Raw genomic sequence first — 24,532 nt, 5'->3', positions numbered from 1 at the left:
ACTGTGTTGTATGAATTGGTAATTTGTAAGCATGTTAGTAGGCGAAATGAATAAAAGGGAGTGGAACGTATGAAACACAAAATGGGGTTATATAATGAACCTTTTCAGTCAATTCAATCAGGAAAGAAAGTATATGAAGTACGGTTATGCGATACAAAACGTCAACTTATAAAACAAAGTGATGAAATTGTATTTACAAACCTTACGACAGCAGAGACGATAGCTGTAAAAGTAACGGAAGTAAAGCGATACGAAAGCTTTAAAGCAATGTACGAGCAAATTGATAAAAAATTATTGGATTGTGAAAATGATAGTTTAGAGGAAATGCTAGAAAGTACATACAAAATATATACGAAAGAACAAGAAGAAGAGTGGGGAACAGTTGCGATTGGTATTGAGGTAATAAAGTGGTAAGAAATCGCGGTGCAGCTATTATTGTACGGGACGGGAAAATTGCTCTTATAAAACGTGTTCGAGACGATGAAATATATTACGTTTTTCCAGGCGGTGGAATAGAAGAAGGAGAAACATCTGAAGAGGCAACGAAGCGAGAGGTATATGAAGAATTAGGGGTACATATAGAAGTGAAGCGCCTTATTACAAAGGTAAAGTATGAAGGTACCGAATATTATTATGAAGCCTATATTACGGATGGAGTGTTCGGAAGCGGAAAAGGTGAGGAGTTTAAGCATACAGATAGAGGATGCTATATTCCGTTATGGATACCGATAAATGAGCTGGAAAATGTGAATATAAAACCTTACGAAATGGTCGAAAGTATATTTAATCATTATAAGATATAAGGTCTGACGACATACAAAAAAACCCATTGACATAGCCTTCTGATTTAAGTATTGTATTCGAGTATGTTTATAATCAGGAGGTTTATATGAGCAATCAAACTACTACATATCATGTGAAAATGGCAACAGCAGATCCGTCTGGAATTGGTCTATTTGGATTAGCGATGGTAACACTTGTAGCATCATCTCAAAAGTTAGGCTTAACAGATGGCGTTTCACTTGTATTACCATGGGCAATCTTTTTAGGAGGATTTGCACAAATCTTTGCATGCATTCAGGATGCAAAGCATAACAATACGTTCGGTACAACAGCATTTGGTGCGTACGGCCTATTTTGGTTAGGTGTTGGAACGACTTGGTTAATTCAACTTGGAGTATTTGGCGAAAAATTAGCCCAAACAGCAGATTCAAAACAGCTTGGTGTAGCCTTTATCGGATATTTGATTTTCACGATTTTTATGACAATTGGTGCAATGGAAACACATAAAGTATTATTTATGATTTTCGTCCTTATTGATTTCTTATTTATTGGTCTTTCGTTAAGTACTTTAGGTGTTATGCCACATGCAATGCACAATTTAGCAGCATATTCCGAACTATGTATTTCATTATTATCTTTCTATGGTTCAGCAGCTGCGGTATTAAATACACACTTTGGTAAAGTTGTATTACCAGTTGGAAAGCCATTTGGTATTTTTAAAAAGTAATAAAAGGAACAGATGATTGTATAGTCATCTGTTCCTTTTATTATGGAATTAAATAAAATAACAAAAAATATAATTGAAATTGATTATCATTATTAATATAATGAGAATGAGAATCATTTATTGTGTGAGGGGGATGTTAAAGTGGCGAAAATTTTAATTGCATATGCAAGTATGTCAGGGAATACAGAGAGTATTGCTGATTTAATTAAAGTAAGTTTAGATGCCTTTGATCATGAAGTAGTATTACAAGAGATGGAAGGTATGGATGCTGAAGAATTATTAGCTTATGATGGAATCATTTTAGGATCTTATACGTGGGGTGATGGTGAATTGCCATTTGAAGCGGAAGATTTCCATGGTGATTTAGAAAATATAGATTTATCAGGAAAAAAAGTAGCGGTATTCGGATCTGGTGATACGGCGTATGAACTGTTTTGTGAAGCGGTGACGATATTTGAAGAACGTCTCGTAGAACGTGGTGCAGAGCTTGTACAAGAAGGACTGAAAATTGAATTAGCTCCAGAAGATAAAGAGGATATCGAAAAATGCGGTGATTTTGCAATTGCATTTGCTGAGAAGTTCTAAGAATGGGAGTGTCAACGTGGAGACAATGCTAAGTGCAACTGCTATTACAAAGTTAAGAGATGGAAAACTGTTGTTAGCTACTACATATAATGGCTTATTCATTGAACAAGATGGAGAATGGAATCAAATTTTAAATGGGTTTCAAAAACGAATTCGAGATTTACATAGTGAAGGTGACATAGTTTACGGAGTAGGAGACGAAGGAGTTTTTATTCGTAGTATGAATGGTGGAGACTCATGGGAGGTTCGGCGTTTTCCGACGAAAGCAACAAGCTGGAATGTGTGTAGCAATAAGAGTGGAACGGTTGTTGCTCATGGAGATAAAACGTTGTATCATTCTAATAATTTTGGTTCTACATGGGAGACCATTCATCCATTTCTTGATTACGGTAGTGATGCACCGTCTATTCGTTCGTTATTCTTATATAAACATTACTTATTTATCGGTACGAAAATACATGCCAAATATGGTGGTGTTTGGCTTTTTGATTTAGAGAAACGTAAATTAAGAAGGATTAAAATAGCAATGGATCAGATGATTTCTGCGTTGACTATACATAATTCTTATTTAGTAGCGGCAAGTGGATCGTGTAAAGGCATTAGCGGTATGATTTCTTTTTGTAAAATGGATGAAAGTATTGAGAATAAAAAAATACGTTGGCATACATGTCAAAGTGAGCAAAAAGCTAGTAGCTATTTAGACTTAAGTGTAGATCAACATGTACTATATACGACTTCAACGAAAAATAAGGCAGGAGTTAGCACTGTTTGCCGTGTGCACCTTGACGAAGGTATTGTTACAGTATGTGACTCAGTTAAAGGGCATGGTTGGCGCATCGTTAATCAAAAAGAAGGCTATGTTGTAGCTGGATCAGGTGAATCAAAAGCGATGCAGTGGAAGGGAAAAATTATATAGTAAAAAAACTTTACTTTTATTATATTGATATGATATAGTTACTTTAAACCATTTTACTTTTAATAATATAGAGATTTAAATGAGCTGTAACTTCCGAGGAGGATAGCAATGTTAAATCTCCTTCGGGGGTTGCAGTTTTTTAATTTATGACGTATTATTGTAAAGTGGTTGAAAATGAATATGTACATATAGGTACATTGTAGGAGGATTTTTTACATGCAAAACGGTAAAGTAAAATGGTTTAACGCAGAAAAAGGTTTCGGTTTCATCGAAGTTGAAGGCGGAGAAGACGTATTCGTTCATTTCTCAGCTATCCAAGGCGACGGCTTCAAATCTTTAGAAGAAGGTCAAGAAGTTACTTTCGAAGTAGAACAAGGTAACCGTGGACCTCAAGCTACAAACGTAAACAAGAAGTAATTTTTGAAAAAAGAAGGGCTCGCCCTTCTTTTTTTTGCATTTTATAGATGTTCTCCTACCTACATATACTGATAAGACTGAATTTTCGTTTTTTAATTAAGGGTATCTCATGTATAAACTACGATTATAAATAGATACTGAAAATAAAAGCGAAACTTCTAATAGATAGAAAAGGTTTTTAAAGTACTAATTAAGCTATCGTATTAAAAGGAATTAGAAAGAGGTATCAAAATTGAAAAACGCTACACATTTTATTGTGTTCGATATTGAGAGGAATTTCAGGCCGTATAAATCAGAAGATCCGTCAGAGATAGTTGATATCGGAGCTGTAAAAATAGAAATAGGTACAATGAAGATAATTGAAGAATTTTCAGAGTTAGTGAAACCGAGTGCAAGATTAACTCGTCATACAACAAAATTAACTGGAATTACAAAGGAAGATTTAATTGGTGTAGAAAAATTCCCTCAAATTATAGAGGAATTTATTCAGTTCATTGGAGAAGAGTCTATATTTGTTTCATGGGGAAAAGAAGATTATCGTTTTCTATCTCATGATTGTGCATTACATAGTGTAGAATGCCCATGTATAGAAAAAGAAAGTAGATTTGATTTGCAAAACTTTGTTTTCCAAGCGTATGAAGAATTGTTTGAACATACACCCAGTTTACAATTTGCGGTGGAGCAGCTTGGTTTAACATGGGAAGGGAAACAGCACCGCGCTTTAGCAGATGCTGAGAATACAGCAAATATACTACTTAAAGTATATAGCGAGAGAGATATTAATAAGCGATACAAAAGGCATGGTGAGCTTGAACTTGTAAAGGATGGGAAATTAACAGAAAAAGCGAAGAAAAAGATGCGAAAATGGGTATTTAAAGAAATGAGAAAAAATACAGAGCGTCCTTTCGTTTGGAGTACATTTGAAAGTAGTGACACGTGGGAAAGTATAACGGAAAGATATTATATAAGTGAAAGTACAGTGGAACTTTTGAAAAAGCACTTTCATACGGCGGTGAGAAAGGCGGAAAGGCAGCTTAGGTATTTGGCTGAGATGGAGGATGTAGTAAGAGAGAGTTAGTTATATTATCTATCCTACGCATGTGTACAACTAGAGTTCAGGGATATGTTACTGGAGTTTAGTTTGTACACTTCATAGCTTGTCTCGCATCATTCATGCTATGTTTTATTATTTTTAATAGGAATGTACATTGTATGTGTATTTTGATAATGGAGCCATTTATTAAAATAAAAAGTAAAACCACCACAAATTTTTACTTTGTGATGGTGTGAAAAGAAAAGGTATTAAATATTTTGTTTGTGTAAATAGCGTTCAGTACAACGATAGATGGAATCTATTGCTAGTTCAATATTAGTCCAATTTTAATATGTACTTTATTTGAAGTGCCAATTGTATATGCTAAAGCAAAAATATCATCGAACTCTGTATAAGCATAATCAGGATTTTTCTCCTTTTCATCTAGGAGTATATTTTGCAGCATTGGATCTATGAGACTTTCAAAAGTTATTTCTAATTGTTCCATTATGTAAAAACCCCCTTGATTTCCATTTAATATAACATAAAAACCTCATTTGAAATATGCTAATAGTTTAAAAGATTCGTATCCATTGGAAGATGGTGTTGCATTTAAAAAAATGCCGGATCATATAATATAACATTAACAGATATACAAGACGGACACATTACAGCGTATGTCCTTGATACGAAATGTTTTCAATAATAAAAAGACAATGATGGGATTTGACCCGTCATTGTCTTTTTTACATTGTTCTATTCAATTTCTCCTGGGCTATAGCTATACTGCTGCTTATTCTCAATCCGCTCAATCACATCTTGCAATTCATCCGGCTTCAGAAACTCGATAGGAGAGAAGCCTTTCTCGAACGTAAGCGTATCAGCTTCAATCATAAGTACATAGCGGTCATTTACTTTCGCGATATGTATTTGATCTCCAAAATCAGCAAGCAGAGCCTTCACAGAGATATGGTCTGCTTTTAACTTTAATTCCACTTCAGGAGCGTGCTCGACGATTTGAGCGGTAGCTTCCATTACTTCTTCGGTTGAAAATTGTTCCATAATTTCGCGTTTCGGACTGGCAGCCCATACTTCCATTGCTTGATCGAATTGTTCGCGTTCTTCCGTACCTTCTTCAAATACATCTTCAATTTGGTCGTATACCATGTCCATTACTTGTGTTTTCATAATTTCAGGCATGGAGCGTTCGTACTCGACGAATTTTAAGAAGTCTTCAAAGTAGCGGGCGTGTGATGCTTGGTGTATTTTTAGTTCGCCTACTTCTACGATGCCTTCTTCAGGCATGTATGGATGAAAAGCGTTTGAGCCTTAGCGCTATAAGGGTTTCATGTAGTATGATTTTAAGCGGTCACTAGTTTGGTCACATTTCAATGACTTTATCCAATTCATCGGACACAGTTTTCTGCATGTTCGGTAGTACATGGCTATAAGTGTCTAGTGTTGTACCAATTTCAGCATGCCCTAGACGTTCAGAGATTAATTTAACGTTGACGTTTTGTTGAATCAAAATTGTCGCATGTGTATGTCTTAGGTCATGGAAACGTATTTTGGGCAAAACTATTTTTTCAGTCAAGTTATAGAACTCTTTACGGAAATTTCTTGGTATGATGGGTTTTCCGCTTCGTGTGCAAATAATTAAGTCAAAATCGTTATAATTTTGTCCTAATAGTAGTTTTTCTTCTAACACTAGTTTTCTGTGTGCTTTTAACTCAGAAACTAATTTATTAGAAATATGAATAGAGCGAATGCTACTATTATTTTTTGCACCAGCTTTTAGTTCTGCTTCTTGTGTTAATGTTTGTCTAATATAAATGGTTTGGTTATCCATATCAATATCTTTCCAACGTAAGCCTAAAATTTCACCTTGTCTCATTCCTGTAAAGAGAGCTATCAAAAAGCCAATATAGCAACGAGTTAAACGATTTATTGATTTGGCCGTACTGATAAAATGATTTACTTGTTCTAGTGACCAAATATTCATTTCTTTTCGTTTAATTTTGGGAAGAGTGATTCCACTTGCTGGATTATCTTTGATAATCTTCATGACTGTAGCTTTTTTGAGCGATGCACTTACAATCCGATAGATTAGATGTACAGTATGCTCTGAATACTTTGCCTCGCTGACTAAATTATTGACAAACTTTTGAATATGAAGAGGAGTTATTTGCTGAATCTTAAAGTGACCTAGCATAGGATTTATGACGTTTTGGTAATAAATGAAATGAATATCAAACGTTGTTTTTTGAAGATGATTTCTTCGTTCTTCAAACCATTCTCTCATGTATTTCTCATATGTCATAGCAGTTACGTCGATAAATGCATTCTCTAAGACTGTTGCTTTCAACTTTGTCATTTCATCCATTGCGTGACGTTTCGATTCGAAACCTCTTCTTCTAATCTGTTTACGTTTACCAGTCAAAGGGTCTATTCCAGCGTTAAAAATAAAATCCCATTTTCCTGTTTGTTTATTTTTAGTTATACTACCTTTCACAGTATGAACAACCTCCTTATAAAGTTGCTCTTTGAGCTGTGAAGGTTTCCTTAATTTTATTTTAACATATAGAGGTGTATTTAGTAGATATATGACTATAAATATAGGTTTGTCTCCATTCTGCAATGCTTATTGAAGGAAGAAAAAGTGGACTATATTCTATTAGTATTTATGATGTAAGAAATAGTGAATTTTGTACACCAAAGTGTGGAGTAGTCGTATAATTGAATTTAGTTGAATATTAATTAACAAATGATAGGGTGAGAAAATACCATGAACGAAATTTGGAGAGATATTGAGAGTTATGAAGGTTATTATCAGATATCAAATGACCGCAAGGTTCGTAGTTTAGATAGAAAGGACAAAAATGGAAGGAATCTCAAAGGTAAAATTAAAACATTACATGATAGCCCATATTCTTTTGAGATAGTACGATTATGTAAAGATGGAGAAGCAAAGAATCATAAGGTTGCTGACTTATTCAAAAAAGCATTTCCGAATCTTCCCTATCCCAAACATAATATTTGATAGTTAGCAAGCAAGTTGTACTAATTTAATTAAAGTTTATAAGTGGTTGCGTGTTAACAAATTGAGAGTAGGTAAGTTAGATGGATTGAAAGTGGTTCATGCGAAATTAGACCATATATGATGTATAAAAAACAAGGGACGTAAGGAAGCGCATATCAATAGCATATATAACAGCAAGACAGAATCCTTGCAGCGATATAAAGTGGATAAAAGAAGCGAAGGCAATTATACAAACGTTTGATGATAAAGAAGTGAAAGTAATGATGGATGCTTATGAGCCTATAAGCTAGTATGAAGCAAGAAAAAAGCTAGTTATGATGGTGCAGGTGGACGGTGGCATACACTGTTTAGAGTTGTGTAGCTTAACAATTGTTAGATGTATTTGAAGCGGCAATTCGCATTTAAGGAAAAGGAGATAAACAGAGGTATATATTAGTCTGATGCTTAAAAAGTACATAATTAAATATGAACGAATTAAAAATAGCTATTTCAAAGATGATATCTAAGAGCATAGCGATTATCTTTTAAGCTATCGAGAAAATCTGCTTACTCTAGAAGTTGTAGAACGGGTTGAGAGGCTTGCAGGAGAGCGAGCAAAGGTTATAAGGAGTAGTCTCCATACATTACGTCATTATTTTACGCAGAAGCAGTTTCAGTTAGGGATAAATGTATACAGTTTGTCTTGGCTACTAGAGCAGGAGGATATAGCAATAGCAAAAGGTGTCTACAATCATTACGGGTGAACGTACAGCTCAATTAGAAGTTAAAATTACTCTGTTAATGGATTTGTAGAACTGAATACATATAAAGATAGGGAGTAGCTGATAAGCTGCTCCTTTTGTATGGGGGGCTATTTTCCAAATTTTATGTACTAGCAAGTATAGGAGAGAGGGTAGCACGTACATACACACTAATGCGATGTGAAAAATTCCGATACGAGGCGGGTAATTAGCCCTTTTAGCATCAGAAATAGTTGCTATTTTACAGTATTTATATTAGAAATTTCGAAACAATATTGTGTTTTGGATAGCAAGTGATAATGAGCTTTAAGGTATTTTAATATAATTATTTTATGGTGGATTGAACAGTTTTATAATTACAGTTGAATTGTATATCCCTTCAAGCAGAATGAGAGGCTTGTTAGAGAAGTATCTAAAGGGAGAAGCGGTAGCATGGTTTGAAAAGGATGATGTTTTTATTGTAGAGCAATAAAGTCAGAATTATCTATGTGGATTTTTGCATAAGTGATTACTGTAACCTTTGTGGTTGTAGGGGGTTAGTTAGGATTTCTTATAATAGAATATATAAAAATACATAGGGGGTCGAATCACATGCCGAGGAGGAAGAAAGCGACGGGCTGATAAGTTTATTGATTCTTAGAGTAAATTGGGCAGCCTGCCCGTCACTCCGCTTCGCTTTGTTCCTCCTCGGCAGTTGCTCGTTATTCACTTACGTTCAGAACGGCAACTTTTATTATCATAATATTATTTGGTAACTATACACACGAAGAGAGTAGTGAAAGTTTCGCTGCTATATTTAGTTACCATATGTTATCTAAAAACAAAAGATAGCACTTTAATCCATACGAAGAATATATATTAAACTCCGATACGTAGGTGAAGGTGGATGTCTACAGATAGAAAACTTAGTTACAATGAAAATTTTTATTTGTATTATCTAAAAAGAAGGAATGTAGGTGTAAATGAAGAATACATAAATATAGATTTAAAACAAAGGTGGGTTAATAATGCCAAAGAAAAAAACAAACGATGAATTTTTATATGAAATGTACCAAGTTTGGGAGACGAGATTATCTATATTAACTAATTATGAATTTTCTAATAAAAATCTAAAAGTAAAATGTAATACCTGTTTATTTGAATGGTATGCTCGTCCAACAAATTTATTAAAAGGTGTTGGCTGCCCTGTATGTAGTGGGAAACGACGGAAAACAACATCAGACTTTATTAAAGAATTGGAGAGTGTCTCAGGCGATGAATATCAAATACTTGGAAATTACATTAATAACAAAACACCGATTGAGATTAAGCATGTTATTTGTGGGTATGTATGGCGTGTTAGACCACTAGATTTTTTAAATAAGGGAAATCGATGTCCAGTTTGTGTTGCTAAAAGAATCGGAGAACAAAGAAAGAAGAATTTTATCCAAGAACTGCATTACTTAGTTGGAGATGAATATACCGTATTGTCAAATTACATTAATAATAAATCAAAGATTAAATTAAGACATAATCCCTGTGGTTACATATATGAAGTGTTACCAACTAATTTTATAAACAAGGGAAGTCGATGTCCTAGTTGTTACGTTAATCGGCCTAAGTAAACTACAAACTATTGTATGTGGAAATGAAAACTTGTATATATTATTGAATGGATACAGAGGTGAAAGTGTGTGAGAAACAAGTGGACTGAAGAAAGTTATAGAGCAAGAGTGAATGAAATAACAAATGGAGAAATTATTGTTTTAGGCAACTATATTAATCAAAATACGGCAATATTACATAAACACAATGTTCAAGGCTGTGTACATCAGTGGTATCCTAAGCCGAAGCATATACTATATAGTAATAGCCGTTGTCCCGAATGTAGAGGGGGAGTGAAGAAATCACATAAGAAGTACGTACGTCAACTGTATGAAATTTCAAATGGTGAATATGAGGTTGTAAGTGAGTATAAAGGTGATAAAGAGGTCATTACACTTAAACATGTAGTTTGCGGAAAATTGTTTGATATAACAGCAGGAGAAATACTAAATGGTGAACGTTGTACAAAATGTTTTGTACCCAAGAGAAGAACGAATAATGTGACAGATGAAATCAAAGTTGCTGAAATTACTCAATGGTTAACTAAAAATGGATATGGGGAAATTTTTAATGTTATTAAGGCATGGAGAGTTCCTTCTGGTAATCTATGGACATGGCATATAAATGTTGAAAATATGAAGTATAAAACTGTAGCTGAGAAAAGCCTTCCAGCTTTTAAGATAGGCATTGAAAAATATGGGCAGGAATATCTTGCAAAATCTAATCCTCAAATTGTCACAGAAGAGGAGAAGAAAATAGAATTAATTAGATTTGTAGAGGAATTAGGACTGCAGCAATGTATTGAAATAGACAAGATAGATAAGATAAAAACTCCGAAGGGAAAGCCATCTTGGAAAGTAAAATTTAGAAATAAAAAATACGATATTACTGAGAATGTTATGGAATGCACCTTTAAAAAAGGATTACCAAAGCTAAGAGAAGATTATTTACCAACATCACATATGGCTAACAAAACGTTTGAAAAAAAAATAAAGGAATTAAAACAATTTGCTAAGAGATATGAGGTAGAGGGTGTATTCGAATTTGAAATTATAGAAAAAGTAGTATCTAATAAGGATAGAAGGGTAAAAGATTGGAAGATAAAAATCATCAATACTTTATATGATAAAACAAAAATTTTAGGTATTACAGCTATAAAAAAAGGTATAAAAACTCATAGCAATTATTATCTATCAAGCGATAAAATGTCAAAGCATTTCACGGCCCTAGGTTCAAAATTAGAAGAACTAATTTTTAATATGCTTAGGGAATTACACCCTAATATTATCTTACGTAACATAATTAACATAGATGATAAGACTCTAATACCAGATTACTACTTAGAAGAAGATGGTCAAATAATCTTTATGGATAGCAAATTAACATATGACACTGCCGTTTCTGTTAATAAAAGAGCAAAAGATGGATATTTAACCACTCATCAAAGATATGAGCCATACTGTGATAACCTCTTTATGTTTTACCTAATTGGCGATAAATGCAGGAAGGAAATATCCGAAAAAACCACTTTATTACATGTTGACTACTTACTAAGTCGGTTATCGTTAGAAAAGAAAAAACATTATAAAAAACAACTTGAAAAGCTAGAGGAAGATTATTATAAATTTGATATAGAGAAAGCTACATTCAATTTTTCTCCTCAAGAGATTGAGGATATTTTTAACATGTATATAGAAAAAAAGAATATGAATCCTATTTCCATAAAATATGATACTTCTGTGACAGCTATCCATCGAATATTAAAGAGAAAATCTTATAAATTTGTTAACATTGATGAATCGCTAATAAAACAAGTAAGTGATATTCTAGATGGGATAGATAAACTGAAATTTTTACCATTAGTAGAAGAAGTGTTTAAAGATTATGTAAAGTTTAAATCAAGTAGGCAAGTAGCAAAATTGACTAAGTATAATACGAATCCCTCTGTTATAAAAGATATTATCAAGAGAGAAATATATTCATATGTAAAAATAGACAAAGGACTAGAAAAACAAGCACAAGAAATTCTTCGATATAACAAAGGTTCATTAAAGGAAGAACAAGTAATCTGGGTTTTTGATTCAGTAGTAAAAGGAATGTCTACTAGGAAAGTAGCTAAAGAACTCGGAATAAGTAGGGGAATGATTTCTAACATATTGAATCGAAAAAGCTACTTAAACATAAGAGTGTCTGAGACGCTAATAAAGCAGGCTCAGACACTGATATACGAGAGAGATGCTAGTAAGGAAGAGAGACACAAGAGATTTAGCAAGGAGGAAGTGCTTGATATAGTTAACAAATTTGTTAATGAAAAAATGTCTGTAACAGAAATTAGTGAATTATACAAAAGAAACAAAACAACCATTTATGATGTGCTGAATCGAAAAAGCTACAAGAATATAAAGATTCCAACAGAACTAGAAGAGGAACTTAACCTTAAATTGGTAAAATGAAATTATAATCATTGGATAGTCTAAACATTACCAAAATGGAAACTAGGGCAAATCGACTAATAAGAAGCATATAAGAGTGAATAGATGTAGATTTTGCATGGGATAAGGTAACCTGCTGAAAAGGGATGAAGAAGAAGGCTTTACTAATAAGCAATATCTATTTTATCAGATACTAGAGAAAGAAATATCTTCATTCGACGATATAGAGGATTTAAAAGCACTAACGCACCTTGTCACGGACATTATTCAGCAGGAAGCAGTTGTGGAATGGACAAATAAAGAAGATGTAAAACGTGAGATGCGGAAGAAGATTAAGAAGCAGCTGCGTGTAAGTCCTTGTCCAAAAGAAAAGATGGAAAACTTAACACAGCAACTGATTGACCTAGCAGCAGTACATTACAGGAAATGACTAGGATAGTGCAGAATATTATTATAGACAGGTAAAGGGAGGTATCTAAAGCATAGATGCCTCTTTTTCTTAAATAAGGGGGAGTTATCTGTGGGCAATGAGTATAAGGTACATACCATTAAGGAAGAAGTTATTATTGAAGCAAATCATAATCCAAATGGTACAGTAAAGTACCATGTGTGCTATGGAGATGTAGACTGGGAGCGAAACGGAGAAAACTTGCGACCAGCTGTCTTTATCCTCATGAGTTACAATGGAAAGAAAAGTTATACAACGCCAGCGCATTTAACGCTAAATTCAGAAGGGATTACAGATTTTGAAAAAGTGTATGAAGCATTAACATACTTAAAGATGAAATATCTAATGAACAAGAAGTATGATGTAGAAGTTCATAATGAGGCAGTTACTGTGGAGTAAAAGTAGAGCCATCCTGAGTGGATGGCTTTTCTATTCCAATGTTAAAGTAGGTCCGTTTACACGTAACCACTCTTTACGTTGTTCATAGTTGGGTAGAATAGAATGTACAAAGTTCCAGTAATCATTACTGTGATTCATGTACCTTAAATGTGCTAACTCATGTACGAGTACGTAATCTATAATAGACATTGGTGACATGATAATTCGCCAATTTAAATAGATATTGCCCTCAAGTGTGCAAGTACCCCAACGCATTCTTTGCTCCTTTAGTTGCACATCATTAGGTGTAACACCCATCTTAGCACAATACAGCTTTAAACGTGACCGTACCTTCGCTTTACCGTGTTCAAGATACCAAGTTTTGAACAACTCCAGCAATTGTTGCCTCTTTTCAGCCTCGTCTATCCCAACTGGAACGGTTGCGATGAATTTCCCTCTTACAAATTTTAACTGCACTTTCTGTAGTCCTTCTTCTTTATATACTTTTAATCGATAGCTTCGTCCTAAATAAGCGAATTTTTCACCGCTGACAAATTCCTTTGGAAAAGGCCGTTCAGTTATCTCATTCACTTCTTTTAGCTTCTGGAAGATAGTAGGTGCTTTCTTTCGCACAATCTCCTCAATTTGTTCGTCGGTAATACCTGTAGGGACTATGAGTCGAGTGCTTTCCATCCATTCAATAATAATAGATATGTCTTTTTTATCGTCGGCATATTCGATGTCATACTCAATAGCTGTAGTTCCATATTGAAAAGTTGGCATACTATAACTCCTTCCCGTGTATATCATTATTTTACGGATAGGAACACATTGTAACAACTGTAATTGTAATTTTTGCTAGGCGTTGTTGTGTACGCATCAGCGCAATTGAGGGCGTTATAAGTAGTCATGAGAGGATGGGTGTGTCATATAAGGTTTGAACGGAGAAGGGGGGGCTATTTTACACATTTAATAGTAGTCTTGTTAGGTAATGGGGGACTAGCACTTACATCCACACCAATACGATGCAAATAATTCCGATACGAGGCGAATATTTGATGCTTTTTGTTCAACATAAACATCCCATTCGCAAGCGTTTATAGTATGAATCTCGAAGCGTATATACTTACTCAGTTTGCGTCTTGGAATTTCTATTTTGCTTGTGGAAGATAGGTATAGTTACAATGGGAGTTTTTATCAATAGATTAGTCTGAAAAATTTGTAATGAAAATGTAACAATTGGTCGATTATGCTCAATCCATTGATACTGTAGGTTGTAAGCGTTTTACTGAGTAGTTGGTACAGTAAGAATTGAGTGTGATATGATACAGGGGATTAGAAGATATGGGGTTGCCACCCCGACCTACATTAGTAGGTCTCCTAGGCAGTAGCACCTTCCTAACGGAAGGCACTACTTATATAACTCATTAAATAACAAAAAATGAACACTGCAATAGTCACATTCACTAATAGTATTAAGGCTTTTAAGGCTATGAAAAATATTGTGCATCTTTTGATGTAATATATATAGGGTTAGTAAAAAAATATTACGACAAAAGTTGCACGATTTTAAGTGATATTAGCAAAAATCTAATCAAACCAAGAAAGGAGTGAATTAAATGTGGTGTATCTTATGCACCACCTCTATTGAAAAGGAAGATGTATAGTGGAACAAGTATTTACATTAGCAGAGTTGGTTGAGGAGTATGGAACAGAGATTCAAAAGCAATCATTCCAGGAGAATGGAAATCTAAATAAACGTTCATTTGATTCAATAATGAAAAAAGTTGAGCAAGATTGGGAATTCATCATAGTTGAAGGTAGAGGCTCAAAACGTAAAATCATATGCAGTGGAAAACGTGAAGTTAAAGCTATGAAGAAGGATGGACGTGTTAGAAGCGGTAGAGAACAGATTGAGCATCGTATTCCAATGGATGTAATCGTAGCTGCGCATTTAGAAAATGATATGACTGAACAAGCAAGTATGAGCCTAGGAAAATGGGCAGTTGAATTTGGTCTCATCACTAGGCTTGAATATAACCTATTGCGTTCTAGGCACAATGATAAGGAATATCAGAAGCACATTGATATGGCGATTGAAAGTGGCATTATTGAAGAAGACCAAACGAAACTATTAGATGAGTTTACACAGCACTGTCTGGGGATATATGGGCAATTGGCTAAGACCTTAGAGCATATGAAGAAATGCGGTATCATCCTATTTTATGAGAATTGGAAGGGTTACAATAAAACAGGAAAGATTAATATAAGTTCTGAAATAATGGATAAGATTCAAAAGACTAGACGGGATTTGATGAAGAAACATGATGTTGTTGAATTCAATCTAACTGCACATGGTAACGCTAGGAAGGTAAGGGCCTTCAAATGTGAGTGGAAAAAGACACTGGCAGAAGTTAAGGACGAAAATGGTAATAATCTAGGTATCAAATATTACTGGAAAGAATATGCCGTGATATTGCAGGAAACAAGTAAAGCGGTACATCGATATCTTGAAATGTATTGTGTCGATGCATTAGAAGCCTATGTGAATGATAAAGACCTATTCATTAATGAAAATGAAGCAGAATATGAGTTTAAGCGTAAAGCACATATTATGAAAAAAGTAGAAAAACACCATAAAAAGAAGCTTAATGAATATAAGAAGCAGAAGATTGGGTTTGCTACTGCAGAGGAGGAAGAATTGATTAGATATTTCTACACAGAGCAAGAACTTGAGGATATCATTGCAGGATATGACCTAGGAGTTAAGAAGTTGCACATGCAGAATGTATATATGGAGCGGATGGAGCAGTTATTCGATTTGTATAAGCTAAAAGTCTATAGCACTAAATAACAGTTTGAAGAAGTCTCTTAATTGAGGCTCTTTTTTTGTAAAATAAAACCGATGATTGGACAAGGTGTAAAGATTTATAACATTGAATTAATCAAACTAATAAAACTCGTCTTTCATAGTATGGGCTATATAATAAAATATAAAGTATCCAACGATTGGATTTGTAAGGATATCTCAATAACTCTTTTACGGTGAATTAAAGACTCTCCTATTAGAGAATCTGGGGTACTCTTGCAAACAGAGCCTTTTAAAAAGTTTTGGATTAAAAAGGGATAGTGAGGAGGAAGAACACTAAAACGCCTAGAAGTAACTAAATACTTTTACTCAGTGATGTATCCTTTATTTAAATTTAGCTAAAAAGAAAGGAATAATTAATATGTTAAGATGTATTACAGCAGATAATAATACTTTGTATGCTTCAAACTGTGAAGAAGTTGCTACTAGAAAATTGGCCAAAGCTAAGAAATTATACTGTCCAAATTGCCAAACAAATGTCATCTTTAAAAAAGGAAAGATAATGAGCGCACATTTCGCACATCATGATTCTGAATGTGTAGTAAGTCATTCAGAACCAGAAACAAATTCACATATAAAAGGAAAAGAAATTCTATTTAACTGGCTTAAACTAAAATATCCAACTGCTGAGATTGAGTATGAAGTCTATATTCCAGAGACAGGTCAGATAGCAGATGTTTTTATAGTACATACTGAACAAGAATTAGAAGGTTTGCGCTGGGCGTTTGAGTTCCAACATAGTCCCCTTTCATCTGCGGATTGGCAAAAGAGGCATAACTTATATGAATCCGCAGGAATTCAAGACTTCTGGGTTTTAGATAAGACTAAATATATGAGATACTCAACAGCACAAGGTATAACAGATGCTCGTCTGAGAAAAGACTTAGAAAAGGTAATTTTTAATGAAACAAATCTTTGTTATTTTTTAGATTTAGAGGCTATGGAGTTAACTATTGATTTTGAATTCACTAGTTCTTGGGACAGGAAAATAATAAAGAGAAAGGAAGTCTATACAGAATATATTTATCATCATCCTATCCAACATTCTGGTCATATTAATGAGATTAGGGTTAGAATGAATGAAGAATTTAGATATGGTGTTTTACTATATAATGATATTGAAAAACAGATGGAAGCAAGTTTATCGAGAATTCTGATGAAATTAAGAAGAAAACAGGAATTAGAATTAGAAAAAGAGTTGGAAGAACGTGTTATAGAGAAAAAAACATTTGCTCGAAGTATATTTGTTGAAGCAAAAGCAGAGATTGCTTATAGATTTATAGAAGATAACAAAGAAGAGTTGGCTGATGATATACGAAATCTATCACAACACGATTTTTTTGAAAAATATAATGAGTTTATTGAAAGGCTGATGCTCAATCTTCAAACATTTAAGGCATTTAAGGATAGTAATGATGTCACAAGAAAATTGCTAGTAGAAATTAACTACGAATGGGATATTTATAAAATTCCTTTCCTTGTTGCTCAAGGTTCGTATTCTTTAGAAGATTATTTAACAATAAAAAACAAAGAAAAAATTACTTTAGTTCAATATGCATTTAAAACATACCAAGATGTATTTGAAAAACTAGCTTCTCGTCATACAGAACTAACAAACAATAGTTTAAGAAAGATAAAGTGGTTTTTACCCCCCTCTAAGAAGAACCCAACTGCAAGTGACTATGCTCTTGTATATCATCGTTGCAATACAAAGGAAGAAATAGATAAATATATTAATCAAATACTAGAGAATATTATTAACTATAATCCTTTTGCGGATATGGAGAATTGGTAAAATCTAAAGTCTTATTAGATTTTATAAGAATAAGAAAATTTTTAGGGAATATTTTGTAAATTTACATTGAATTATAGCTTACTTGAGAAACTGTTCCTCTAATGAGGCACTCTATTAAATTTAAATCTTGAGGATAGTTTACATCCTCAAGATTTTTCATTAATGAATACTATGCTAGCCTGAATGGACCATCGTTGTGTGATAACGATTTATTTTTTTGTTCTCTTACGCAAAAAATAGAATTGCTAATATTTATACAACATTATAATTTGGGGGTTATTGGTTTATGCTTACAGATTGTGACCACCTATGCTGTAATAAATCTTCAAAGCTTTTTCTTTTTTTCTTTCTAGATAAATTGTAGTATCTTCATAAAGGAGTTCTAGAAGCTTTAATTTTGAATTAATATCATGGATACTGATTTTATAGATGTTCTTTTTTTATAATGAAAGATATAATTAGTAATTCCATGATTACTCAGGTAATTCTTAAAGAAATCTAACATGTGTTTTGAGCCAATGTATATCTCGATGTAGGATTTCTTAGTATCCTTACTAAGGTAATAATGACCATCACCATCAATATAACCTCTGAGATAATGTCTTATTAAATCTTTTGGTATGTCACTCATTCTAAGAGTTCGAGATTTAGCCTTTGTTATGTTTAATTTTTCTAAATCATAACAAAGCTTATTAGAACCGACACTAACCTCAACATATTCATAATAGCCGTCCTTAATCTTATACCTATATTCTTTAATCTCCATATCTCCATTTAGGCTTTTGACAAACCTCTCTAGATGTTTTTTTCATCTTTGTGAAGTGATATTTTGAGTCGTTTTCCTGTTCTACCCCCACCTAGTATACATCCATCAGCTGCTACAAAACCTAGCCAGTAAGCCTTCTCCTCGCAATCAATGTTTTGAAAGAAGTCTCTGTTATATGAATATGTTGTGTGTATTAAAGGTTTTTTTTATGTTAAGAGATGTTAGCTTATTTTGAATGCTAGTTTTTGCTCTTCCTAACTTCTCTCCTAACATTTTAACAGTAAACATATCGGCATTTTTTCTAAGAAACAAAACTTCTTCATCAGTCCACTTTTTATAATTTCTTTTAGACATAATTATTCATTCCTATCAAAGATTAAATCGTAATAATCATTATTACCAATATAATAGTTAATCAAACGTAGCGTCTTACTTAGTATGTAATCTTTTTTGTTTTTAGTACAAATGCTTTGTGAAATATATTGTTTTTGACCCTCCGTCTTCCAAACCGTGGGGGAGTGTAATCATTTCAATACGAGATAATTTTACGAATAGAACACCTATAAACATAATGAATGCAAAATGCTTGTTAGTGAATAAAATGTTGATTTTATTAGGTATTTGTTCTATTAAAAACACATCTCTAAACAAGTGACACATAATGTAATCACTTGTTTAGTAAATTAATAGACTTTAAGAGCATTAGAACGCTTAACTTCCTTTTTGAATATTTTTCAATAGGCTTTCGTGATTGCATCAAGACCTCATAAAGACCATCTTCTGTTAACAGCCATGCTTCTTGATTACCACCAAGGTTCGAGATAATGTTCCGAACCTTGGTGGTAATCAACTTTGTTTAACATCTTAAAATAAAGGGAGTTAGGGATATTAAAGGAGACAGAATTTGATAAAATATTAATGTAGGAAAAGTTCGCTTAACCCCGAAGGGTAATTACAGAATGAACAAAAAACATGGATAGGATGGCATGAATAGTGTATTTTGATATACGTTAGACTACCCATTCATCTTAAATTTATTAACAATTAACGTAATTGATGAAAGGAGTGTTGGTTTGAAATTATTAACTTGGAATATAAGACAAGGTGGTTCAGTGAAGCGCATCCCAAGGATTGTAGAGCAACTAAGTAAACATTCACCAGATGTACTCTTGTTAACAGAATACTGGGAAGGAGAAAAGGGGGAAGAGATTAAGCGGTTACTAAGAGAAAATGGGTATGAATATATGATTTCTAGTAATGGCGTTATTAAGCAAAATAGTCTACTGTTCGCTTCACAGTATCCCTTTGAAGTAGTTCCATCCTTTTTCAGGAAAGATAGAAACAGCAAGCGTTGGTTAGAAATTAGAATCGTCCAATATGATTTGCACATTGTTGGAGTACATATTCCAGCCAACAACAATGATGTACAAGAGAAGCTGGAATTTTGGCAGGAAGTAAATGTCTTTGCAAAAGAACAGGGCAATTCTAGAACTGTTATAATGGGGGACTATAATACAGGACTAGAAGAAGATACACAAGGCGCTCCTTTTGTCGGACCACAATATATGCAAAAATTAGTTGATTTAGGTTGGATTGATACTTGGAGATATACACATGGCTCTTTTTCTGGTTACTCATGGTACAGCACGAAGGGAAATGGTTTCCGAATTGACCATGTCTTTGTTGCGCCAGCTTTAAAAGAAAACATACTTGAATCATATTTTTCACATCAAGAGCGTTTAAATGGTTTGTCAGACCATTCTATTTTATTGGTAGAACTACAAATATAACTATTTACTGTATAAAGGAATAGGGAGGGAATACATGAAATGGCATAGGGAAAAAATATTCAAGATGTAAAGAGCTAGTGTACATTTTAAAATAAAAAGTTTAATAAATCATGTAATCAAAAGGGGGAGGAGAGTGGATGACTTTAATATTTGATAGAGAATATCTGAAGTCTCTGTTTGTTGGCGACAAAGAAAAGAGGATTCGTAGAGTAGAAGAATCTCTTCGAAGGGTATATGAATATTCTGTTAATAGGCAAGAAGGTAATGTGAAAAGTCAGAAGCGTATCCTCCAAGCTGATAAAGATGAAACAATTATCACACTGTATACATTTGCAGCCATTCACAAGAGTAAAAATGATGGATGGAACGATATTCTAACAAAATGCTTTCCAAGCGAGTCATGGAACATACATAATACAAATCTAAGGTTAGAGCAAGCAATTTCACCTTCGAAGAATATGCAGGATAGATTAAGAGGTCAGGCTCTTTCTAATCCAGTTAAATACCTAAGGGAACAATGTAATTCTGAGAAAAGGGTAGAAGGAAAAACTAACTTTGATGCTTTGTTAGAGGTCAACACGGATAAGAAGATTTTCTTCGAGTGCAAATATACTTCTGATATATCCTATCAAACAACGTATGTAACAGAAAGAAACCAAATAGCTAGATGTATTGAAGTAGGATTAGAAGCAGTGAATTATAATGTAGAAAATTTTTATTTTATATTAGTTACCCCCGAACGCTACAGGAAGTTCCCAGGAAGTAGGCTCTACTATTTTAAAATGAAGCAATATCAAAATGACCCAAAGGCTCTTGCTATGGATTTACCCACACTTACAGAACGGTTTGGAGATAATGAATGTCATGAAATTTTAGTGAAAATAATGAAACATATATGTTGGTTGACTTGGGAAGATTGCTTTAAAACCACTCAACAGATGAAACACTTAACACCCTTACAGTTTGATTCATTAAAAGCTTTTTACAGTGATAGAAATATATTACCTTTTTAATTGTTCTTATAAAAATAACTAATAAATTTTTGATTTTATTAGGAAGGATATAACTGTTTTCATTGTATACAGTCTCTTTAGTAGTTTAATGTCAACTATATATATTATAATGGTGAAACATATAGTTCTTAAGTAAGTATTTGGGAGGAATGGTAATGATGCGTAGCTTTACATTCAGAAGAAATCTAAGAACGGAGACTAGCGAGTGTTATTTAATCTATCATAGCGGGGATTTAATTGGTAGAATTAGTTTGCACATTCAACAAGCAGTTGAGGCAATCCTAATCCTTTTTACAGAAATAGGGGAAAAAGGAATACAGGGATTGCTAGAGGAAATTGAGGATGCGATAGTATTTATGATAGAACCGAGAGAAGATTTCTTAGTAACTGTATACCAAGGTACGGAAATTGGAGAGTATTCAGATAGTGTTTTTCACGACCCTGATGAACAACCAATTAAGAAGAAAGATTTTGAGAAGATTTCGAAATCTTTAAACAGTGTAATTAATCGTCAACAGATTACAAAAGGTCAATTAAGCGAGGTTGCTGTTTGTCAGTATTTCAAGGCTATGGGATATGAAGCAGACAAGGCAAACACTGAGTATGACCACTTGAAAATTGATGTGATTGCTGAAGATGAGGAACAAAAAATTTATACTCAGGTTAAAAATGTACAGATAAATAGTTCTGAAATCAAAAAAGTTGTGGAAAATGTAAGTAAGTTAACGGATGTAAATAAGAAAAAAATTGCGTGTATTGTTGCAGATGTGTTTCCTAAAGAATCAGAGTTTATTCGTGCAAAACTCCAAAATGAGTTTGGGATTTCAATTATATTTATACATAAGTATCAAGTACTACAAGTTGTTCCTGAATTCAAAAGAACCATTGGTTAATGAATTATGTGTTCTTAGTATATAACAAGTAAGCGCTATCAGTGATGTGTAGTAATAACAAACGCAGAGTTGGAAATTAAATACCCTCAACCATTTTCTATAATTAAATATATCAGTAAAAATTTTTAACCTTATTAATACCTACTTTTAATGAGAGGAAGGAGTAGAGATGAATATAGTCAAGATGCGGAAGTTACTTAATAAATATTGGTTTTTTATAGGTGTTACTATATTGCTAAGTGGTGTTGTTGGTGCAGTTGCATCTGGAATTGTGACTGAAATAACTTCAACAAATGTCGTAAGTATAAGTTGGAATAATTTGAATGAAAGTAATACCTTTATTATCTTCTGTTGGTTTGCTTTTATTTCTATATTACTAGGTCTGCTATGTGAACTAATTTTATTCCTCACGAAGTGGAAGAGAAATATGCTTGAGCAATTAGAGGAAGTTGTTAAAAAGGAAATCAAGAAAGATGTGGTAGAACTACAAAAAAAACAATCAGAACTAGAGACCTCATTATCCCAGATTCAGTTTACAGTAACAGATATTTTAGAGACACAAAAAATAACAATTACGCTTAATAGTAAAAAAGAAAAATTGCAGGAATATGAGGGGATTATTAATAGTATTAGCGATATTCTTGCAGAAATGAATCGAAATATAAATTTAGGAAATGTTGAACGTGGAAGAGAGCATGAATTTTCACAGTTTGTGCAAGAGAATATGCTAAGTGTTAATGATTTTATAGAAAAATATAGTTTAATAACTAATAAAATAAGTAATTCGTATAACCGTCTTTATAGAGAGTTAGGTGAAGGCGGAGTAGCCAGTCAAGCATGTATAGAAGAGATTAGAGTATTATTTGGTGAGATTAATATCTTAGCTGATGATATTGATGACTGTGAAAAATTTATATATAATAAACTGTTAATTTCTTAATTGAAAAGAGTAGTTAAAATTTATTTCTACAATTAAATAACTGCTTATTATACATATTAAGCGTAGCATATTTAATATAAAAAATAGTGGGAAGAGTATATACTTCTTCCGTCCTAGGTTTTCGAAATAATGATAGTTTAGTGTTTATTGAAAACAAGGGAATTCATTAACATAAGATACCAATAAATAACAGGGATTTAAAAAGGTTTCTTATCAACGATAATTTGATAAGAAAAAGAGGCTGCTATTTATAGCAGTCTTTTATTTTGGTTTGAGAATTTTTGTTTCAATGATATTGATAAATTGCAAAAGGTTATAGAAAGTTTAATATACTATGAGATTAGATAGACATTACTTATATACGCATAGTGTGTAATACTATGGTTCGTAAAACTAAGATTATCCACTATAATAGAATTATCATATACAGCACAGTTAAGGACTCCGAGGAGGCTCTTAACGATGAAAGGAAGCGTCAAAAAAGACAAGAAAACAGGAAAGTATTTTTATATTGTAGATATTGGTATTGACCCTCTAACAGGTAAAAGAAAGCAAAAAAAGAAGAGGGGATTCTGTACTTTATACACTTTCATATCAATAATTCAACTACCAAGAATTATTGTACAAGGTGGATTCATAAAGAGCATACTGCTAAATGGGCTGTTCCGTTTGCAGAGTACCAATACAAGATAGATAGGAAATAAATTTAAAGGTGGAGGAATCGGAGTATCCGAGGAATGAGAGGCTTTTAATTAAGGCTCTCTTTTTTTATATTGGAGTTCACTAAATCGGTTATATAATAACTAATAAAACTCGTCTTTTATTGTTTGTGAAGCAATATTGATTGTGAAGGAATTTACTTAAAGAGGCAGAGTAGTTTGAGAGGAACCATGTCTGTTATTGATTCAGCTACCACTGTCTTTTATGAAATGTTTTTATTTTATCAGAAGGAGATACAGTTCTTCACAAACCCTTCAATCACCCATAAACTGAAACTAGGGTGATAAAAATGCTAAAACATAATCAACAGGACATAACTTCTTATCATCAAAAATATTTTCGTCCATCTTGCTTGAAAGCTTTAAATTTAAGATTTAGCAATTGGGAATTTTTCGCTCCTTATTATAATAAAACCCAAAAAGAAATCCAAGTGCCTACAGAATTGACTAGGACCCCCGAAGATACCCTTCTTAACTATTTTAGTATTTTGCGTGAAGCTGAAAATATGGGAGAAAGGAGTTGTGGTTCCATTGGTCAGGCGCGTATACCATTTCCTATTGCATATAATTTTTTGTCTAAAGAGTATCAAAATAAATTAAGCTATGAAGAATATTTTAATTCGTTTGCTGGGATAGGGCATACAAGTTTGCTAAAGCTTTGTCG

At 33.2% G+C, this 24,532-nt stretch carries 22 protein-coding genes and 3 pseudogenes; 20 read left to right on the top strand and 5 right to left on the bottom strand.

The window, feature by feature from the left end; translation table 11 throughout:
- Positions 1-69 precede the first annotated feature (69 nt).
- The 7 genes from COC96_RS20035 (at position 70) to COC96_RS20000 (ending at position 4,506) form a co-directional block, all read left to right on the top strand.
- Positions 70-414 (top strand): ASCH domain-containing protein, encoded by a 345-nt coding sequence (locus tag COC96_RS20035; protein WP_098267092.1) that lies wholly within the window; start codon positions 70-72, stop codon positions 412-414.
- Entirely contained in the window at positions 408-803 is a 396-nt protein-coding gene (locus COC96_RS20030) for an NUDIX hydrolase (protein ID WP_098769238.1), read from the top strand. Before COC96_RS20035 ends, COC96_RS20030 begins: the two co-directional genes overlap by 7 nt.
- 86 nt (positions 804-889) lie before the next feature.
- Positions 890-1,510: an acetate uptake transporter gene (locus COC96_RS20025; protein ID WP_098267094.1), complete on the top strand. Its 621-nt coding sequence runs from the start codon at positions 890-892 to the stop codon at positions 1,508-1,510.
- Between the two features lie 141 nt (positions 1,511-1,651).
- Entirely contained in the window at positions 1,652-2,095 is a 444-nt protein-coding gene (locus COC96_RS20020) for a flavodoxin (RefSeq protein WP_098769237.1), read from the top strand.
- 16 nt (positions 2,096-2,111) lie between these two features.
- Entirely contained in the window at positions 2,112-3,011 is a 900-nt protein-coding gene (locus tag COC96_RS20010) for a WD40/YVTN/BNR-like repeat-containing protein (RefSeq protein WP_142340022.1), read from the top strand.
- Between the two features lie 216 nt (positions 3,012-3,227).
- Positions 3,228-3,428: a cold shock-like protein CspB gene (gene cspB / locus COC96_RS20005; RefSeq protein WP_001179147.1), complete on the top strand. Its 201-nt coding sequence runs from the start codon at positions 3,228-3,230 to the stop codon at positions 3,426-3,428.
- 232 nt (positions 3,429-3,660) lie between these two features.
- Positions 3,661-4,506, top strand: coding sequence for an exonuclease (locus COC96_RS20000; protein WP_098769235.1), 846 nt, complete (start codon positions 3,661-3,663; stop codon positions 4,504-4,506).
- A gap of 280 nt (positions 4,507-4,786) precedes the next feature.
- Here COC96_RS20000 and COC96_RS19995 read toward each other — a convergent pair whose 3' ends face one another.
- From COC96_RS19995 to COC96_RS19985, 3 genes and pseudogenes are all read right to left on the bottom strand, one after another.
- Positions 4,787-4,969: a hypothetical protein gene (locus tag COC96_RS19995; RefSeq protein WP_098267097.1), complete on the bottom strand. Its 183-nt coding sequence runs from the start codon at positions 4,967-4,969 to the stop codon at positions 4,787-4,789.
- A gap of 248 nt (positions 4,970-5,217) precedes the next feature.
- A pseudogene (locus COC96_RS19990) lies at positions 5,218-5,775 on the bottom strand (DUF3898 domain-containing protein); the annotation flags it as partial.
- A gap of 67 nt (positions 5,776-5,842) precedes the next feature.
- Entirely contained in the window at positions 5,843-6,973 is a 1,131-nt protein-coding gene (locus COC96_RS19985; protein ID WP_098769234.1) for a site-specific integrase, read from the bottom strand.
- A gap of 273 nt (positions 6,974-7,246) precedes the next feature.
- Here COC96_RS19985 and COC96_RS19980 point away from each other — a divergent pair, with 273 nt between their 5' ends.
- The 5 genes from COC96_RS19980 (at position 7,247) to COC96_RS19960 (ending at position 13,104) form a co-directional block, all read left to right on the top strand.
- Positions 7,247-7,501, top strand: a complete 255-nt coding sequence (locus tag COC96_RS19980; protein ID WP_097860836.1) for an NUMOD4 domain-containing protein — start codon at positions 7,247-7,249, stop codon at positions 7,499-7,501.
- 1,747 nt (positions 7,502-9,248) lie between these two features.
- Positions 9,249-9,845, top strand: a complete 597-nt coding sequence (locus tag COC96_RS19975; RefSeq protein WP_098769233.1) for a zinc-ribbon domain-containing protein — start codon at positions 9,249-9,251, stop codon at positions 9,843-9,845.
- 69 nt (positions 9,846-9,914) lie between these two features.
- Entirely contained in the window at positions 9,915-12,278 is a 2,364-nt protein-coding gene (locus COC96_RS19970; protein ID WP_098769232.1) for a helix-turn-helix transcriptional regulator, read from the top strand.
- Between the two features lie 112 nt (positions 12,279-12,390).
- Positions 12,391-12,687 (top strand): type I restriction enzyme endonuclease domain-containing protein, encoded by a 297-nt coding sequence (locus COC96_RS19965; protein WP_306475338.1) that lies wholly within the window; start codon positions 12,391-12,393, stop codon positions 12,685-12,687.
- 90 nt (positions 12,688-12,777) lie between these two features.
- On the top strand, positions 12,778-13,104 hold the full coding sequence (locus tag COC96_RS19960; protein ID WP_098769231.1) for a hypothetical protein: 327 nt from the start codon (positions 12,778-12,780) through the stop codon (positions 13,102-13,104).
- Positions 13,105-13,134: 30 nt separating this feature from the next.
- On the opposite strand, the gene COC96_RS19955 is transcribed toward COC96_RS19960, so the two are convergent.
- Complete coding sequence (locus COC96_RS19955) at positions 13,135-13,866, bottom strand: M48 family metallopeptidase (protein WP_098769230.1); 732 nt, start codon at positions 13,864-13,866, stop codon at positions 13,135-13,137.
- Between the two features lie 883 nt (positions 13,867-14,749).
- Here COC96_RS19955 and COC96_RS19950 point away from each other — a divergent pair.
- Complete coding sequence (locus tag COC96_RS19950) at positions 14,750-15,937, top strand: hypothetical protein (protein WP_098769229.1); 1,188 nt, start codon at positions 14,750-14,752, stop codon at positions 15,935-15,937.
- A gap of 376 nt (positions 15,938-16,313) precedes the next feature.
- Positions 16,314-17,747, top strand: coding sequence for a competence protein CoiA (locus tag COC96_RS19945; protein ID WP_098769228.1), 1,434 nt, complete (start codon positions 16,314-16,316; stop codon positions 17,745-17,747).
- 391 nt (positions 17,748-18,138) lie between these two features.
- Here the strand turns inward: COC96_RS19945 and COC96_RS28550 are convergent, their stop codons facing one another.
- Positions 18,139-18,378, bottom strand: a complete 240-nt coding sequence (locus COC96_RS28550) for an LAGLIDADG family homing endonuclease (RefSeq protein ID WP_373604890.1) — start codon at positions 18,376-18,378, stop codon at positions 18,139-18,141.
- A gap of 1,208 nt (positions 18,379-19,586) precedes the next feature.
- Here COC96_RS28550 and COC96_RS19925 point away from each other — a divergent pair.
- From COC96_RS19925 to COC96_RS19900, 6 genes and pseudogenes are all read left to right on the top strand, one after another.
- The gene (locus COC96_RS19925) at positions 19,587-20,303 is read left to right on the top strand and encodes an endonuclease/exonuclease/phosphatase family protein (protein WP_098769225.1); all 717 of its coding nucleotides are present in this window, start codon (positions 19,587-19,589) and stop codon (positions 20,301-20,303) included.
- A 137-nt stretch (positions 20,304-20,440) separates the two neighbouring features.
- Positions 20,441-21,316 (top strand): hypothetical protein, encoded by an 876-nt coding sequence (locus tag COC96_RS19920; RefSeq protein ID WP_098769224.1) that lies wholly within the window; start codon positions 20,441-20,443, stop codon positions 21,314-21,316.
- 155 nt (positions 21,317-21,471) lie between these two features.
- Positions 21,472-22,209 (top strand): hypothetical protein, encoded by a 738-nt coding sequence (locus COC96_RS19915; protein ID WP_098769223.1) that lies wholly within the window; start codon positions 21,472-21,474, stop codon positions 22,207-22,209.
- A 169-nt stretch (positions 22,210-22,378) separates the two neighbouring features.
- A complete protein-coding gene (locus COC96_RS19910; RefSeq protein ID WP_098769222.1) occupies positions 22,379-23,149 on the top strand; it encodes a hypothetical protein in 771 nt (256 codons plus the stop codon).
- Positions 23,150-23,611: 462 nt separating this feature from the next.
- Positions 23,612-23,728: pseudogene (locus COC96_RS19905) on the top strand (Arm DNA-binding domain-containing protein); the annotation flags it as partial.
- A gap of 430 nt (positions 23,729-24,158) precedes the next feature.
- Positions 24,159-24,532: pseudogene (locus tag COC96_RS19900) on the top strand (hypothetical protein); the annotation flags it as partial.

This window comes from Bacillus cereus (assembly GCF_002577405.1).
In the GTDB taxonomy this organism is placed as follows: Bacteria; Bacillota; Bacilli; order Bacillales; family Bacillaceae_G; genus Bacillus_A; species Bacillus_A cereus_AU.
Note: the sequence above shows the minus strand (reverse complement) of the source record. Positions and strands in the feature narration are given on the sequence as shown.